This is a genomic window from Salimicrobium salexigens, from assembly GCF_900156705.1.
Classification (GTDB): domain Bacteria; phylum Bacillota; class Bacilli; order Bacillales; family Halobacillaceae; genus Salimicrobium; species Salimicrobium album.
Genome location: NZ_FTOK01000005.1, coordinates 112,076 through 126,963 on the forward strand (window position 1 = coordinate 112,076; position 14,888 = coordinate 126,963).

Here is a 14,888-nt window from a genome sequence, read left to right on the forward strand (position 1 = left end):
AAATGAAAAAATGGCTGATAGGTATGGGGATTGTTTTACTGTTTGCAACAGGCTGCACTCCCGTTTATGAGCGTACTGATGAAGTTACTCAAGAAACGACGGAAGAATCGGACGGGGAATCTGCGATCATCCCGGGCTTTACGAAAGATGAGGGAGAGTACAGGGTGGTCCTTAATGAAAACTCCCCCAAAACTTCTGCCAGTCGTGGAGTTACGACGAACCAGATGAATAATCGGGTGGATATTTCAGAGTTCGAAAATGGGTTAAAGCGTCACTCCAAAGAATATTTTCCGACAGACGAGTACTTCTTTCAGCTCGGTCAATATCTGGACAGCGAAACCCTTTATGAATGGCTCGGCCGATCCACCGGCGAAGACGGCAAGGGGCTGAACCCGGAACTCGACGAAGAGTCTGCTACAGAAAAAGAGTTCCGCAATTCCCCGCGGTATATTTCAAACATCGTGGAGCAGAACTATCTGGTCCGGAACGATGACGACTCAGTAGAGATAAAAGGAATCACGATTGGAATCGCTCTTCGTTCCGAATATAACTTTACGGTGGACGGAACGGTGGACGGAAAAGAGAAGACCGAAAACCACACTACGAAGGAACTGAAGAAAAAGGGTAAACAGTACGCATCGACTATACTGAAGCGTCTCCGTAAGTCTGAGGACATCCCGGATGTTCCGGTGACTTTTGCGCTGTATGAAGAAGAAACGAATGCTTCGAGCGTTCCCGGGAACTTCATAGCAAAGGCTTATACAGAAGATGATACTATCGGTAAATTCAAATCCATCGATGAAAATTATGTGCTCTTCCCTTCCACGGAAGCTACAGAAAACCATTTCGATGACTCCCAGATCTTTTCTGAGTTTCGCACGAGCATATCCGATTACTTCCCGGATTTTGTAGGCGTCATAGGAAAAGGGTTCTATGTAAATGGTGAATTGAATAAGGTGAAGATGGATATCCCCGTCGAATTTAATTCCCAGGCCGAAATAGACGGGTTTACGCAGTACGTGCACAGTCTCGTGAAAGAAATGTTCCCGCAGCACTACGGGATAGAAGTGCGTATCAATAGCCTCAATCGCCAGGAAAGTCTTATAGTCAGAGAGAAAGGGGAAGAAACCCCATACGTATATATATATGATTAAGAGGAAGGCCGTCTGCTTACAGGACGGTCTTTTTCTGTCTGGAAAGTTCAATTGAGAGATAAGTGAAACTTTTTTTTATTTATTATAGTGAATAGTTATCAAAAATTTCATACTATATGTGATGTATGTGCATAAATAGTGAATAAAAATACATAGTGAGAAATTAGTAGGAATTTTTGTAATGTTCGTAATATTATAGTATGATATAGTTGCACCTGTGTTCTATATAACCTCTCGCTTCAATCATGAACAGGGGGATATTTCCAGAGGGTACCCTTAATTATCCTCCTGTTTTCAGCAATCTTTTTATGTATCATCTTTTTTCACAGAAAATGATGGATCGAGAGGGTGTATAGCAGGTGCATAATTTATCTATTTGGAGGTGGAAGGATTGGTTGATGTATTACTATCAGCTTCATCCCACAGTTTATCAGGGGGCACGTGGTTCTGGATGTTCGTACCTATGCCGCTTCTGATCATTTTGTCACTTATTACACTATTTACAGAGGGGAGTAAATAACCGAGATGGATACAGCGACGTTAATAACTTTTATAGTATATCTCTTAGGTATGCTCGGAATCGGTCTTGCGGCCTACCGGCTTACCAGTAACCTGTCCGACTATGTATTGGGCGGACGCCGGCTCGGACCCGGAGTAGCAGCACTCAGTGCCGGGGCATCTGACATGAGCAGCTGGCTGTTGCTCGGATTACCGGGAGCCGTGTACGCCGGAGGGTTCGGAGGCGCATGGCTTGCCGTAGGTCTATCGATCGGAGCTTATCTGAACTGGCAGTTTGTTGCCAGACGTCTTCGTAATTACACGGAAGTTGCGAACGATTCCATTACGATTCCCGACTACCTTGAGAACCGTTTTCACGACAAATCACGCATCCTGCGTGTCGTATCCGCAATAGTAATCCTTTTATTCTTTACCTTCTATACTTCTTCAGGAATGGTCGGAGGAGCGAAACTGTTTGAATCGTCCTTTGATCTGAGCTACTCCGCAGCTCTATGGATTGGTGCTATTGTAACCATTTCCTATACGTTCCTCGGCGGTTTCCTCGCCGTAAGCTGGACGGACTTTGTGCAGGGGATTCTTATGTTCCTCGCCCTTATCGCCGTACCGGTCGTAGCTGTCAGTGAACTTGGCGGATGGAGTTCCGCTGTGGATGCTGTAGGGAATATCGATCCGTCTTACTTAAATATGGTGCAGGGCGTAGGGGCTATCTCGATTATCTCCTCGCTCGCCTGGGGTCTCGGTTATTTCGGTCAGCCCCACATTCTGGTGCGCTTCATGGCCCTCCGTTCGGCTAAAGATGTGCCGAAAGCCCGCTTCATCGGTATGGGCTGGATGATCGTAGGCCTGTACGGGGCGGTATTCACCGGTCTGTTCGGTCTTGCCTACATTAACGCTGCCGATCAGGCGACCCTTGAGTCGATCGGTGCTGTCGTGAACAGTGAGGGCGGCATGCAGGTGCTGGCTGATGGAGAGAAGATTTTCATTTCCCTCTCCCAGATTCTTTTCCACCCGGTCATTTCGGGTATTCTGTTAGCTGCTATTCTTTCAGCGATTATGAGTACGATTGACTCTCAACTGCTCGTGTCGTCTTCAGCGCTTGCAGAGGACTTCTACAAAGCGATCTTCCGTCGTAATGCGAGTGAGAAAGAACTCGTATGGATCGGTCGTTTCGCCGTTGCGGGCATTGCTCTTATTGCCGTGCTGATCGCTCAGAACCCGGAAAGCTCTGTTCTGGACCTCGTTTCCTATGCGTGGGCAGGTTTCGGTGCTGCATTCGGTCCGATTATGCTGCTTTCCCTGTTCTGGAGAGGTGTTACGACAGCAGGGGCTGTTACCGGTCTTATAGCTGGAGCCGTTACGGTGGTCGTATGGGGAGATTTCCTTTCCGGAGGTATCTTCGACCTTTACGAAATCGTACCAGGGTTCCTTCTCAGTACTATACTGATCGTCGTCGTCAGTATGTTCGGCAAGCCTTCACCTGAAGTGGAAGCCGAGTTCGATGCAGCTGTCAAAAAATGATAAATAAGGATGCAGCATCTTCTTCTGTTTCAGAAGGAGATGCTGTTTTTTTGTGAATAATTCTATAAGTGACCCCCTGAGCGCGGAAGTCTGTCTTTTGGCTGATGCTTCCTATTTTTTGAGGGTTTATGCTATTATGGAGGTTGTGTGGTATGCAAAAGTAATGTTTGATATGATAATGAAATATGTTATTTCCATAGAGGAGGAACGGTTATGTCCAGAATTAGTGAAGATCAGGTGAAACACGTGGCGAACCTGGCCCGCCTTGTTGTTACGGACGAAGAAGCAGAAATGTTCACAAAACAGCTCGATGACATCATCACCTATGCCGAGCAGCTGAACGAACTGGATACCGAAGGAGTGGAACCGACGACACATGTGCTCGATCTGAAAAACGTAATGAGAAAAGACGAACCGAAAGAGTGGATCAAAAAAGAGGATGCGCTCAAAAACGCACCGGATCAGCAGGACGGTCAGTTCAAAGTACCGTCAATTTTGGAATAGGAGGGACCATTCGTGTCTTTATTTGAACATTCATTGAAAGAACTTACGCGGAAGCTGAATGATAATGAGATTACAGTCACTGATCTGGTGGAAGAATCCTACGCCAGAATTGAAGAAGTGGACGGGGAAGTTCAGGCGTTTCTGACGCTTGATGAAGAGAATGCCCGTGCTGCTGCCAGGGAACTGGATGAAGCAGGGGACAAAGGTGCAAGTCTTTTCGGTCTTCCGATCGGAATCAAGGACAATATCGTGACGAAAGGACTGCGTACAACAGCTGCAAGTCAGATTCTCAGCAACCTTGATGACCCGCTTTATGATGCGACGGTTGTCAGGAAACTGCAGAAAGAAAAAGCGGTAACCATCGGTAAATTGAACATGGATGAGTTCGCTATGGGATCCTCCAACGAAAACTCAAGCTTCCAGGCGACGCGTAACCCGTGGAACACCGATCACGTCCCGGGCGGTTCGAGCGGCGGTTCGGCAGCGGCTGTTGCGGCCGGAGAAGTGCCGTTTTCTCTTGGAACGGATACCGGCGGATCGATCCGCCAGCCGGCTTCCTACTGCGGTGTCGTAGGTCTGAAACCGACATACGGCCGGGTATCCCGCTTCGGACTTATCGCCTTCGCTTCTTCGCTTGACCAGATTGGTCCTATTACAAGAAGCGTAGAAGATAATGCTTACGTGCTCGAAACGATCGCCGGCCATGACGAAATGGATTCCACATCAGCAAACGTGGAAGTCCCTGCTTATACAGAAGCACTGACCGGAAATATCAGCGATTTGAAGATTGCTGTACCGAAGGAGTATTTCCAGGAAGGGGTCGACGAGGAAGTGAAAGCTTCCGTCAGACAGGCGCTCAGGAAGTATGAAGAACTCGGAGCAGAATGGGAGGAAGTGTCTCTTCCTCATTCGAAGTATGCGCTCTCCACCTACTACCTGATCGCGTCCTCCGAAGCGTCGGCCAACCTGGCCCGCTTCGACGGCGTGCGGTACGGACGCCGCTCCGAAAATGCGGAAACGATGATCGATATGTTCAAAAACTCCCGTTCCGAAGGTTTCGGAGACGAAGTGAAGCGCCGGATTATGCTTGGAACATTCGCCCTCAGTTCCGGATATTACGATGCGTATTATAAAAAAGCCCAGCAGGTACGTACGCTGATCAAAAACGATTTCGACAAGATTTTCGAGGAATATGATGTCGTCATCGGACCGACCGCGCCGACACCTGCCTTTAAAGTGGGAGAGCAGATGGAAAATCCTCTGACGATGTATGCGAACGACATCCTCACGATTCCTGTGAACCTTGCAGGCGTGCCGGGAATATCCATTCCATGCGGCTTTTCGGAGAAAGGGCTTCCGATCGGCCTGCAGATCATCGGGAAACATTTCGATGAGAGTACGGTCTACCGTGCAGCTCATGCTTTTGAACAGGCGACGAATTACCATAAGCAGCGTCCTGAGTTAGGAGGAAACACAAAATGAACTTCGAAACAGTCATTGGACTTGAAGTCCACGTCGAGCTGAAGACAGAATCGAAAATTTTCAGCCCGTCTCCGAACATGTTCGGAGATGAGCCGAACTCGAACGTGAACCCGATCGATCTCGGTTACCCGGGCGTTCTGCCCGTATTGAACGAAGAAGCGGTGAATTATTCGATGAAGGCTGCCCTTGCGTTGAACTGCGATATCGCTTCTCATACGAAATTCGACCGGAAAAACTATTTTTATCCGGATAACTCGAAAGCGTATCAGATTTCCCAGTTCGATCAGCCGATCGGAGAGAACGGGTACATTGATATTGAAGTGGACGGGAAGAAGAAGCGCATCGGCATCACTCGTCTTCATATGGAGGAGGACGCAGGTAAGCTCACCCATAAAGACGACGGATATTCGCTCGTAGACTATAACCGTCAGGGTACGCCACTGGTGGAAATCGTTTCGGAACCGGATATCCGCTCTCCGGAAGAGGCATACGCTTATCTGGAAGCACTTAAAAATATCATCCAGTATACTGGCGTCTCCGACTGTAAGATGGAAGAGGGGTCCCTCCGTTGTGATGCGAACCTCTCCCTCCGGCCTGTCGGACAGGAAGAGTTCGGTGTGAAAACGGAGCTGAAGAACCTCAACTCCTTCTCCTTTGTGCAGAAAGGTCTTGAATTTGAGGAGAAACGTCAGGAAGAAGTGCTGAAGCAGGGCGGAGAAATCCTTCAGGAGACGCGCCGCTTCGACGAGAAGACGAAAGAAACGATTCTTATGCGAATTAAAGAAGGGTCGGACGATTACCGTTACTTCCCGGAACCGGACCTTGTCCCTCTTTACATCGATGAAGCGTGGAAAGAACGCATCAAAGCTGAAATTCCTGAACTCCCGGAAGCGCGCAAGAAACGGTACATCGAAGAGCTCGGACTCCCTGAATACGATGCAGCCGTTCTGACGAACAACAAGGAACTCTCCGACTTTTTTGAAGAGACTCTTGAAAAAGGCGGCGACATCAAGCAGGCTTCCAACTGGCTGATGGGAGATATTTCTGCGTATGTGAACAAGCAGCAGAAAGAACTGAAGGATCTGGAACTCACTCCGGATGCTCTGGCTAAACTGACCGTACTTCTGGAAGAAGAGACAATTTCTTCCAAAATAGCGAAGAAAATCCTGCCGGATCTCGTGGAAAAAGGCGGCGACCCCGAGAAAATCGTGAAGGACCGCGGTCTCGTCCAGATTTCCGACGAAGGACAGCTTCGTGATATCGTAACGAATATTCTTGATCAGAACGAACAGTCGATCACCGATTATAAGAATGGGAAAGACAAAGCTATCGGTTTCCTCGTCGGCCAGATTATGAAAGAAACGAAAGGGCAGGCGAATCCGAAGATGGTCAATGAACTGCTGATCGAAGAAATCAGCAAAAGGTAAAGAGGGAGGGCGCGCAGGGGATGCGTGCTTTTCTCTCTGAAAATACGAACGATAAGATGGAGGAGATTTTGATGCAACGGGCCCGAATCATATATAATCCGACCTCCGGAAGAGAATTGATCAGAAAGATGCTCCCGGACATTCTGAAACGTCTCGAACAGGACGGTTATGAAACTTCCACCCACGCAACGACTTGTGCCGGGGACGCGATCAAAGCCGCAAGGATCGCTTCGGAACGGAAGTTTGATATCGTAGTGGCCGCCGGAGGCGACGGTACGATCAATGAAGTCATAGCGGGACTGGCCGAACAGCCGCATCGTCCGAGAGTCGGGATCATCCCGACCGGAACGACGAACGATTTTGCGCGTGCTCTCCGCATCCCCCGCAACGATATCAATAAAGCACTCGATGTTATCCTGCGCAATGAAGTGTCCGCGCTCGATATCGGACGGGTGAATAATAAGTATTTCATCAATATCGCCGGCGGCGGTAAAATTACCGAGCTGACGTATGAAGTTCCGAGCAAGATGAAAACGATGCTCGGTCAGCTGGCTTACTATCTGAAAGGGATGGAGATGCTGCCTTCGATACGTCCGACCTATGTCGAAATCGATTACGACGGCAAGGTGTATGAAGGGGAGATTATGCTCTTTCTCGTTTCTAATACGAATTCCGTCGGGGGGCTTGAGAAACTTGCGCCGGAAGCGAAAATGGATGACGGCGTGTTCAATCTTATGATCATCGAGAAGATGAACGTCGCGGAATTCATCCGTCTCGCAACTATGGCCATCCAGGGGACCCATCTTAATCATCCGAAATTCCTCCACATGACGGCTGCGCGGATAAGCGTGAAGACAAAGGAGAAAATGCATTTGAACATTGACGGAGAATATGGAGGGCTGCTCCCGGGAGAATTCACCAACCTGTACCGTCATATTGAATTTTTTATACCTGAAGCTAAAGGGAAGTAGCCGCTTCTGCAAATGAAACGGTGCTTCCTTACGGCTTCATATACATAAGTAGCCCTATGGTATCGAACGTAGTTCTACTTATGTATATGGCCTTGTATCTTCAGAAAATCACTGAAACAGAGAGAGGAGGATCATTATGCCGAAACAGACACCGCCCGTGCAGAAAAACGAGACCATTACTGTGACGTTCGAAGACCTTACCCATGAAGGGAACGGGGTAGGAAAGGTGGACGGGTACCCGCTATTCGTCCCGTACGGCCTGCCGGGAGAAAAAGCCCGGGTGAAAGTGGTCAAAGTGAAAAAGAATTTCGGGTTCGGAAAACTTATGGATGTGGAAGAAGAGAGCGGAGACCGGGTTACGCCCCCGTGTCCCGTCTATTACCAGTGTGGCGGCTGCCAGCTTCAGCATATGAGCTACAGCCGTCAGCTTACGATGAAAAAGAACCAGGTCGAAAACGTCATGAAGAAAATCGGTCATCTGGAACACGTTCCTGTCCACGAACCGATCGGTATGGAGGAGCCGTGGAGATACCGGAATAAGATCCAGATTCCTGTCGGCGAAAAAGAAAACGGAGAATTGAAAACCGGGTTCTATCAGAAGCGGAGCCACAACATCATCGATATGGAGTCGTGCCTGATCCAGGACGAAACGAACGACGGAATGGTGGCAGCCGTCCGTAGAATCGCGACGGATCTCGGCATCGAAGCCTATGATGAGGAATCTCATCGAGGGGTATTGCGTCATATCATGGTCCGGACCGGCCAGGTCACCGGTGATATCATGGTCGTCCTTATCACCCGGACGAAGGAACTGCCGAACAAGGACGAACTGATCGAACAGATTAAAGAAGCGTACCCGGGAGTGAAGTCGATCGTCCACAACGTGAACCGGGAGAAGACGAACGTCATTCTCGGAAAAGAGACGACCGTCGTGTATGGAGATGAGTATATTTATGATTCCATCGGAGACATACGCTTCATGATTTCCGCACAATCGTTCTATCAGGTCAACCCGACCCAGACGAAAACGCTGTATGACAAAGCGCTGGAGTATGCGGACCTGCGGGGCGGGGAGACAGTTGTTGACGCCTACTGCGGCATCGGTACGATTTCCCTGTTCATGGCGAAGGCCGCGAAGAAAGTGTACGGAGTGGAAGTCGTCGGCGAAGCAGTGAAAGATGCGAAGAAGAACGCCCGTCTCAATCACATCGATAACGTCGAGTTCTATAAAGGGAAAGCGGAAGAAGTGATGCCATGGTGGCGCGGCCAGGGTCTCCGTCCGGACGTTGTCGTCGTCGATCCCCCGAGAAAAGGATGTGACGAAGCACTACTTGCCTCGATGCTTGAGATGGAGCCGGAACGGATCGTCTACGTTTCCTGTAACCCTTCTACCTTAGCCCGGGACTTGCGGATTCTTGAAGATGGCGGGTATGAAACGAAAGAAGTGCAGCCGGTGGATCAGTTCCCGCAGACGAACCACATAGAATGTGTAACGTGGCTGGTGAAAAAATAATGAATTATACCAATTGGCTCAAGTTGAAATATGGCTTGAGCTTTTTTCTGTCCATCATAAACGATGGAAAAGCGTAACGAATAAAAACTGGAGCCGAAAAATATTCTTCGGCTCCAGTCTCTGGAAAACTACGTTTTAAACACGCGCGTCCCAGGATTTCTGTTCTTCGTCTTTCATCTGGTCTTCGATCTCCTGAGGGTAAGCCGTACGGAAGGCGTGATGATCCGCTTCGATCACTTCGACCATTTTTGCGATCATATCTTCAGGGTCGTACTGATTGTCGAGCAGCTGTTCCATGTTACTCATGGATTTCTCGGGAGTCAGGTTCTCTTTAGGATTGTACCATTTCCCCTTCTCTTCAAACATCCGGTCGTTGAAACCGGTGTTGAACGGACCGGGGTTGATGGTAGCTACCTGCACGTTGAATTCTTCAAGTTCCGCTTTCATAGCCTTGGCAAAAGCTTCGATTGCGTGTTTTGAGGAAGCGTACGCGGCGAGGTAAGGCATGCCTACCAGACCGGCGACGGAGCTGAGGAAGACGATTTTGCCCTTTTCTTTCTTCATGAATTTGTTGGCAGCAATCTGGGCATTTTCAAGCGTACTGAATACGTTCGTCTCAAAAATATCGCGGACCCGGTCGACCGGTATTTCGGCAATCGGTCCACCTTCGCCGATAGCCGCGTTCGCGACGAAAATGTCATAGTCGTACTCGTCTATCAGCTGCTGGTCCCGTTCATTCGTGATATCCAGTTTGATCACTTCGAGGGTGACACCTGCTGCTTCGGCTTCTTCCCGGAGACTCGTAATCTGGGCCATAATTTCAACGGCGGCAATGACGTGATGTCCTTTTTTAGCAAGACCGATAGCCGTACCTTTTCCAAGACCCGTACCGGCTCCGGTGATAAAAATCGTTTTACTCATAATATGATATTCCTCCTTAGGGAATGATTCTGCGTATAATCGGTGGTCTATTTTTCAAGAAATTGCACTTTATTATTGGAATAAAGGTGACAACTACATTTTGCCTTCCCGTCTTCATGGGAATCTAAACGGACAGAGGAACAGGGGAAAGAAGCAGAGCCGGTGGTATATCTTCATTTTCCGGACGTGATATGATAGACGATAGTGAGTGTCGGTGAAGTCATTTTTCAAATGCAGAAAATAAAGGAGAAACAGTATGTCTGAAACATTTTTCAACAGGATGAGTACAGAAACAGGAATAGAATTGAATGGGGCCCAGAAGCAGGCGGTCCTTCATACGGAAGGTCCTCTTCTTCTGCTGGCGTCACCGGGTTCCGGGAAGACGACTACGCTTAATATGAAGATCGCCTATCTGTTGTTCGAGAAGAAGGTGGCACCGGAAAGGATTATGGCAGTTACGTTCAGTAAAGCTTCCGCCCGCGATATGTCCCGGCGTTTCGACGACTATTTCTCCGGCTGGAGTAGTGTGAAAGTACCGTTTTCCACCATCCACAGTTTCGCCTACAAAGTAGTGCGGGAGTTCATGAGAAAAGAGAACATCCCCTACCAGTTGATTGAAGGGGGAGGGCAGAAAGGCCGGATGCCGGGCGGTCTCCCTCTTCAGAAAACGTTCATTTTGAAAAAAGTGTACGAAGATGTGAACGGGACGCAGGCGACTGAGGAGGAGATGGAGGATCTGATGAGTTACATCAGTCTCGTGAAGAACCGGATGCTTGAGGGGAGAGAACTGGAGCGGGTGCCGTGCCAGGCGAAAGCTGCCTCGGAAGTCTTCCAGGCGTACGAATCGTTCAAGCAGTCGGAAGCGGAGGTCACTCTTCTCGATTTCGACGATATGCTTACGTTCTGTCACGAAATACTGAGAGAAAACCCGGATGTCCTTTCTGTTTATCAGCAGCAGTTCGATTACGTCCTCACCGATGAAAGTCAGGACAATTCCATCGTTCAGCATGAAATCGTGGAGATGCTGGCGGCCCCTTCGAATAATCTCTGTCTCGTTGCGGATGACGATCAGTCGATTTTCGGGTGGCGCGGAGCGGAAGTCGATAAACTTCTTCGGTTTCAGGAGACGTATCCGGAAGCGACCGTCCTCACGATGACGGAGAATTACCGTTCCTCTGAAGAAATCGTCCACGTAGCCAACCGGTTCATTAAGCGGAATATCGATCGTTACGAAAAAGAGATGACTACCCCGAACGGATCCATGCAGGACGTGGAAATCCATGCTTTCCAGAATGACGAGAAACAGCTCGACTACGTAGTACAGCAGATACAGGAGAAAAGCAAAGAGGAGACGGCGGTGCTTTACCGCAATCACGCTTCCGTGATCCCGCTCGTCGATCAGCTGGACCGTGCCGGCATCGATTTCTACATGAAAGACTCGGAGGCTAAATTCTTCAGACACTGGATCGTCGAGGACGTTCTGAACTTTCTCCGTTTCTCCTATAACGACAGCAGAATCGATATTCTGGAAAGAATCCATACGAAATTCAATGCCTATATTTCGAAAAAACAGATGGACCTGTTGAAGGGAAGAAACACGAAGGGGTCTCTGTTCGATCAGCTGCTTCAGCTCGATATTCAGGAGTACCAGAAGAAATCGATTCCGAAAGCGAAACAGACCTTCCATGACATCAACAATATGAGGCCCGACGAGGCGATAGTGACGATCAGGGAGAAACTCGGCTATGACCGCGTGTTACGGAAGATGGTGGACAAGTTCGGGTTCCGGGCGGATCAGCTTTTCGGTACCCTCGATGTACTCATCCGTATTGCCGAGAGCTGTGATTCTCTGAAAGATTTCGCTTTCCGTCTGAAAGAACTCGAGGAGATTGTGAAGAACGCCCACGTGAGGGAGAGCTCCCTTACGCTTACGACGTTTCACAGTGCCAAGGGGCTTGAGTTCGATGCCGTTTATATGATCGATCTCGTCGACGGCATCATTCCCTCGAATGACGACATTGAGGATTACCGGGACGGGGAGAGAGAAGCGATGGAAGAAGCGGCACGCCTGTTTTACGTCGGGATGACCCGGGCCCGGGTCCGTCTCGAGCTGTTGACGTACCACTACCTAGGGAAAGAGCGGGTGAAGGAATCCACCTTTTTGCACAACGTGCGTACCATTGCGGGCTCTACGAAAAAAACGAATCACCGGGAAGTTGCGAGCCGTGTGGATACCTCGGCACTCGAAGGGTTGGACCCGGGAACGAAAGTGGTTCATCAGGCGTTCGGGCGGGGCACCGTCATGGAATATAAAGAAGGGCTTATCGTCATTCACTTTGAAGAAGCAGGGTATAAGGAACTGCTGCTTGAAACCTGCGTGGAACGCGGACTTCTATCTAAAGAAAAACAGGAAGCGTAGTGAGGTCACTTCGCTTCCTGTGCATAGGTTTCTTTCGGTTTCTCCTGTCTGTGAAGAACGGGAATCCGGTGCCCGAGCTTGAAGATGAGGATACCTGCCATAAGGATGGAGAGACCGAGAGCTTTCGTCCAGGTGAACGGAACCGGTTCGAAATGAAACAGCCCGAACGTATCGATGGTGGAAGCGACGGCAAGCTGAGAGACCATCGTGATCGATACCGTGTAGGCCGGCCCGAGAATAGCCATCCCCCGCATCAGGCAGTAGACGAGCGTCACCCCGAATACGCCGCTCAAAAGGAAAATCGGATTGATGCCGCTTAAAGCGAAAAGAGGAGTATCCTCGACAATCGTAAATACGATGAGCGAAGCGATGAGACCGAGCCCGAGAACGACGGTCGTCGATCCCCACGAGCCGATTTTACCGCTCATTCGGGTATTGAATATATTTTGTGTACTGATCATGGCACCGGCAAGAATGGAGAAAAATATACCTATCAAAAAAACAGCTCCTTATTCATAAATGTTTCCTTCTGCTTTTTGGCGAAGTAAATCGATATCAGTGATTTTGATGATGCCTCTATGTTTTTCAAGAATCCCTTCGTCTTCGAAGTCACGAAGCACCCTGTTCAGGTGGCGGTAACTGGTACCGATGACTTCCGCTGTCTCTTTCAACGTTTCCGGACGCATCTCTTCATGGAACAGTGATCCTTTTCCGTCATCGGTAAGGCTTAAGAGATAGCTCGCCAGACGCACGTCCGTATTATAAAGCATGTTAAGAGTGGAAGCGTGGGCTTCTGTGTAAAATTTGTGGGTGATGACTTCCAGGAGAAAGTGGAGAAAAGCTGTGTTTTCCTTTTCTTCCTGTCTGAGCCTGGCGAAGGGGATCTTCATAAGGTGCCCGTCTGTGACAGATTCTACCGTATGAAACACGTCCGTCCCTTTCACGTATTCGACATCTCCGATGACAGCCAGGGGATTTTTGAAGCGGAGTATGAGACCGTTCCCTTCCGCTGAGCTGGTGTGTATTTTTATTTTTCCATCGACGAGGAAATAAAGATGGTCGAGCGTATCATTCTTCTCCCACAGCACCTCTCCCTGCTTCATTTCGTACAGTTCCAGCGCATCAAAAGAAGCGGAGGAAAAAATGTTGTCGAAGTCGAATGCGGTTGCGTACTCCCGGAAAAGGGTAGGGTCGGACAGTTTTCTCACTATGGACACTCCTTTACAGTTTGAATAGAACGACGCCCGTAATCATTAAGGCGACACCGAGAAGCTGATACCCTTTCACCGCGATTTTCTTTTCTTCAAACCAGCCTTTCAGCTCCACGATGAAAGCCGTAAGCAGCTGCGCTACGAGAAGAATCGCTATAGCGGAGGCAGGACCGAGCTCGTTGAAAGCGTAAAGTTCCGAAAAAATGACGACTACTCCGAATGCCCCGCCGGTGATATAGAGAGGACGGATGGAGGGGAGCCGGCGTATATCCCCGTCCCTTGTGGTCAAATAGAAAATAAGAGCGATTGCGAAGCCTACGAGATGAACAATGACCGTTGTGTGCCAGCCGCTGATCACCTGATTCATACTGGAATTGAAAACTCCCTGCATCGTGATGCTTAAACCTGCGATGACTGCAAACAGAATACCTTTCATAAAACGTTCCTCCTTCTCATCTTATAACAGTAAATAACATTTTTCTATTATGATAAAGGACATATGTCCCTTTTTGATGAAAAAATAAAAATTCCCTCTTGTTAAATGAAAAAGGTTTGGTTATAATGATTATTGTCGGATTTTAACTACGGGGCATTAGCTCAGTTGGGAGAGCGCTTGTCTGGCAGACAAGAGGTCAGCGGTTCGAGTCCGCTATGCTCCACTATGTAACCCCTTGCTATGCAAGGGGTTTTTGTTATGGTGAGAAGTTTGGTAACGGCGAAAAGGTTCTCCTCATCTTCTTTTATTAATAAGGCGATAATCAAATAACGGAACCATAAAAATAAGCAGTCATTCCGATTTGGATTAGGCTGCTTATTTTTGTTTAATTTTTCCCCTGGGTGGTATAATAAGAACAAATGTTCCTGTTTTTTGAGAGGGGAGAGATAACTATGGAGGGAGTTCTTGAAAGAGGTCTTTCTAATAAACAAAAAGTTGAAATAGTCTATATAGATAGCGAAGGCAGGATAACCCAGCGGTTTGTTCGTATAACCGTTATAAGGGAAGACACCATTTTTGCGTATTGTTATTGGAGGAAGCAGGTTAGATCATTTAAACGGGAGAATATTCTTTCAGCGTACCCGGTTCAATCCCGTTATGCTTCACTTACATGAACCCTTCCCTTTAGAACAGGGGAGGGTTTTAAAGGCTGTAGAAAGAATAAGGACCCGGTTGACGGAGTATGGGAAGAGGAATATATTAAATGTAACTGATAGGTAGGCTTTTTCGTTGATCTGTATTCCATGAACGTGG

13 protein-coding genes and 1 tRNA gene are annotated in these 14,888 nt (G+C 48.5%); 10 read left to right on the forward strand and 4 right to left on the reverse strand.

Annotated elements, in window-relative coordinates:
* Positions 1 to 2 precede the first annotated feature (2 nt).
* The 8 genes from BW931_RS07520 to rlmD all read left to right on the forward strand — a co-directional run bounded on the left by BW931_RS07520 (position 3) and on the right by rlmD (position 9,088).
* Positions 3 to 1,154, forward strand: coding sequence for a CamS family sex pheromone protein (locus tag BW931_RS07520; RefSeq protein WP_076571273.1), 1,152 nt, complete (start codon positions 3 to 5; stop codon positions 1,152 to 1,154).
* Between the two features lie 391 nt (positions 1,155 to 1,545).
* Entirely contained in the window at positions 1,546 to 1,674 is a 129-nt protein-coding gene (locus BW931_RS13765; RefSeq protein ID WP_268794163.1) for a hypothetical protein, read from the forward strand.
* Between the two features lie 5 nt (positions 1,675 to 1,679).
* Complete coding sequence (gene putP / locus BW931_RS07525) at positions 1,680 to 3,191, forward strand: sodium/proline symporter PutP (RefSeq protein WP_076571275.1); 1,512 nt, start codon at positions 1,680 to 1,682, stop codon at positions 3,189 to 3,191.
* Positions 3,192 to 3,404: 213 nt separating this feature from the next.
* Positions 3,405 to 3,695, forward strand: coding sequence for an Asp-tRNA(Asn)/Glu-tRNA(Gln) amidotransferase subunit GatC (gene gatC, locus BW931_RS07530; RefSeq protein ID WP_008588245.1), 291 nt, complete (start codon positions 3,405 to 3,407; stop codon positions 3,693 to 3,695).
* A 12-nt stretch (positions 3,696 to 3,707) separates the two neighbouring features.
* Entirely contained in the window at positions 3,708 to 5,177 is a 1,470-nt protein-coding gene (gene gatA, locus BW931_RS07535) for an Asp-tRNA(Asn)/Glu-tRNA(Gln) amidotransferase subunit GatA (RefSeq protein ID WP_076571277.1), read from the forward strand.
* Positions 5,174 to 6,604, forward strand: a complete 1,431-nt coding sequence (gene gatB / locus BW931_RS07540) for an Asp-tRNA(Asn)/Glu-tRNA(Gln) amidotransferase subunit GatB (protein WP_076571279.1) — start codon at positions 5,174 to 5,176, stop codon at positions 6,602 to 6,604. The genes gatA and gatB overlap by 4 nt, the downstream gene beginning before the upstream one ends.
* A gap of 71 nt (positions 6,605 to 6,675) precedes the next feature.
* Positions 6,676 to 7,575 (forward strand): diacylglycerol kinase, encoded by a 900-nt coding sequence (locus BW931_RS07545; protein ID WP_076571440.1) that lies wholly within the window; start codon positions 6,676 to 6,678, stop codon positions 7,573 to 7,575.
* Between the two features lie 136 nt (positions 7,576 to 7,711).
* Positions 7,712 to 9,088: a 23S rRNA (uracil(1939)-C(5))-methyltransferase RlmD gene (rlmD, locus tag BW931_RS07550; protein WP_076571281.1), complete on the forward strand. Its 1,377-nt coding sequence runs from the start codon at positions 7,712 to 7,714 to the stop codon at positions 9,086 to 9,088.
* A 135-nt stretch (positions 9,089 to 9,223) separates the two neighbouring features.
* Here rlmD and BW931_RS07555 read toward each other — a convergent pair whose 3' ends face one another.
* Entirely contained in the window at positions 9,224 to 10,009 is a 786-nt protein-coding gene (locus BW931_RS07555) for an SDR family oxidoreductase (protein WP_076571283.1), read from the reverse strand.
* Positions 10,010 to 10,265: 256 nt separating this feature from the next.
* Here BW931_RS07555 and BW931_RS07560 point away from each other — a divergent pair, with 256 nt between their 5' ends.
* Positions 10,266 to 12,428, forward strand: a complete 2,163-nt coding sequence (locus tag BW931_RS07560) for an ATP-dependent helicase (RefSeq protein WP_076571285.1) — start codon at positions 10,266 to 10,268, stop codon at positions 12,426 to 12,428.
* 5 nt (positions 12,429 to 12,433) lie between these two features.
* On the opposite strand, the gene BW931_RS07565 is transcribed toward BW931_RS07560, so the two are convergent.
* The 3 genes from BW931_RS07565 to BW931_RS07575 are packed head-to-tail and all read right to left on the reverse strand — an operon-like array spanning position 12,434 to position 14,075.
* Positions 12,434 to 12,925, reverse strand: coding sequence for a DMT family transporter (locus BW931_RS07565; protein WP_076571287.1), 492 nt, complete (start codon positions 12,923 to 12,925; stop codon positions 12,434 to 12,436).
* A 12-nt stretch (positions 12,926 to 12,937) separates the two neighbouring features.
* Positions 12,938 to 13,636 (reverse strand): Crp/Fnr family transcriptional regulator, encoded by a 699-nt coding sequence (locus BW931_RS07570; RefSeq protein ID WP_076571289.1) that lies wholly within the window; start codon positions 13,634 to 13,636, stop codon positions 12,938 to 12,940.
* 13 nt (positions 13,637 to 13,649) lie between these two features.
* Positions 13,650 to 14,075: a DMT family transporter gene (locus BW931_RS07575; RefSeq protein WP_076571291.1), complete on the reverse strand. Its 426-nt coding sequence runs from the start codon at positions 14,073 to 14,075 to the stop codon at positions 13,650 to 13,652.
* A gap of 150 nt (positions 14,076 to 14,225) precedes the next feature.
* Between BW931_RS07575 and BW931_RS07580 the strand changes: the two genes are divergently transcribed.
* Positions 14,226 to 14,298: transfer RNA gene (locus BW931_RS07580), tRNA-Ala, on the forward strand.
* Positions 14,299 to 14,888 lie beyond the last annotated feature (590 nt).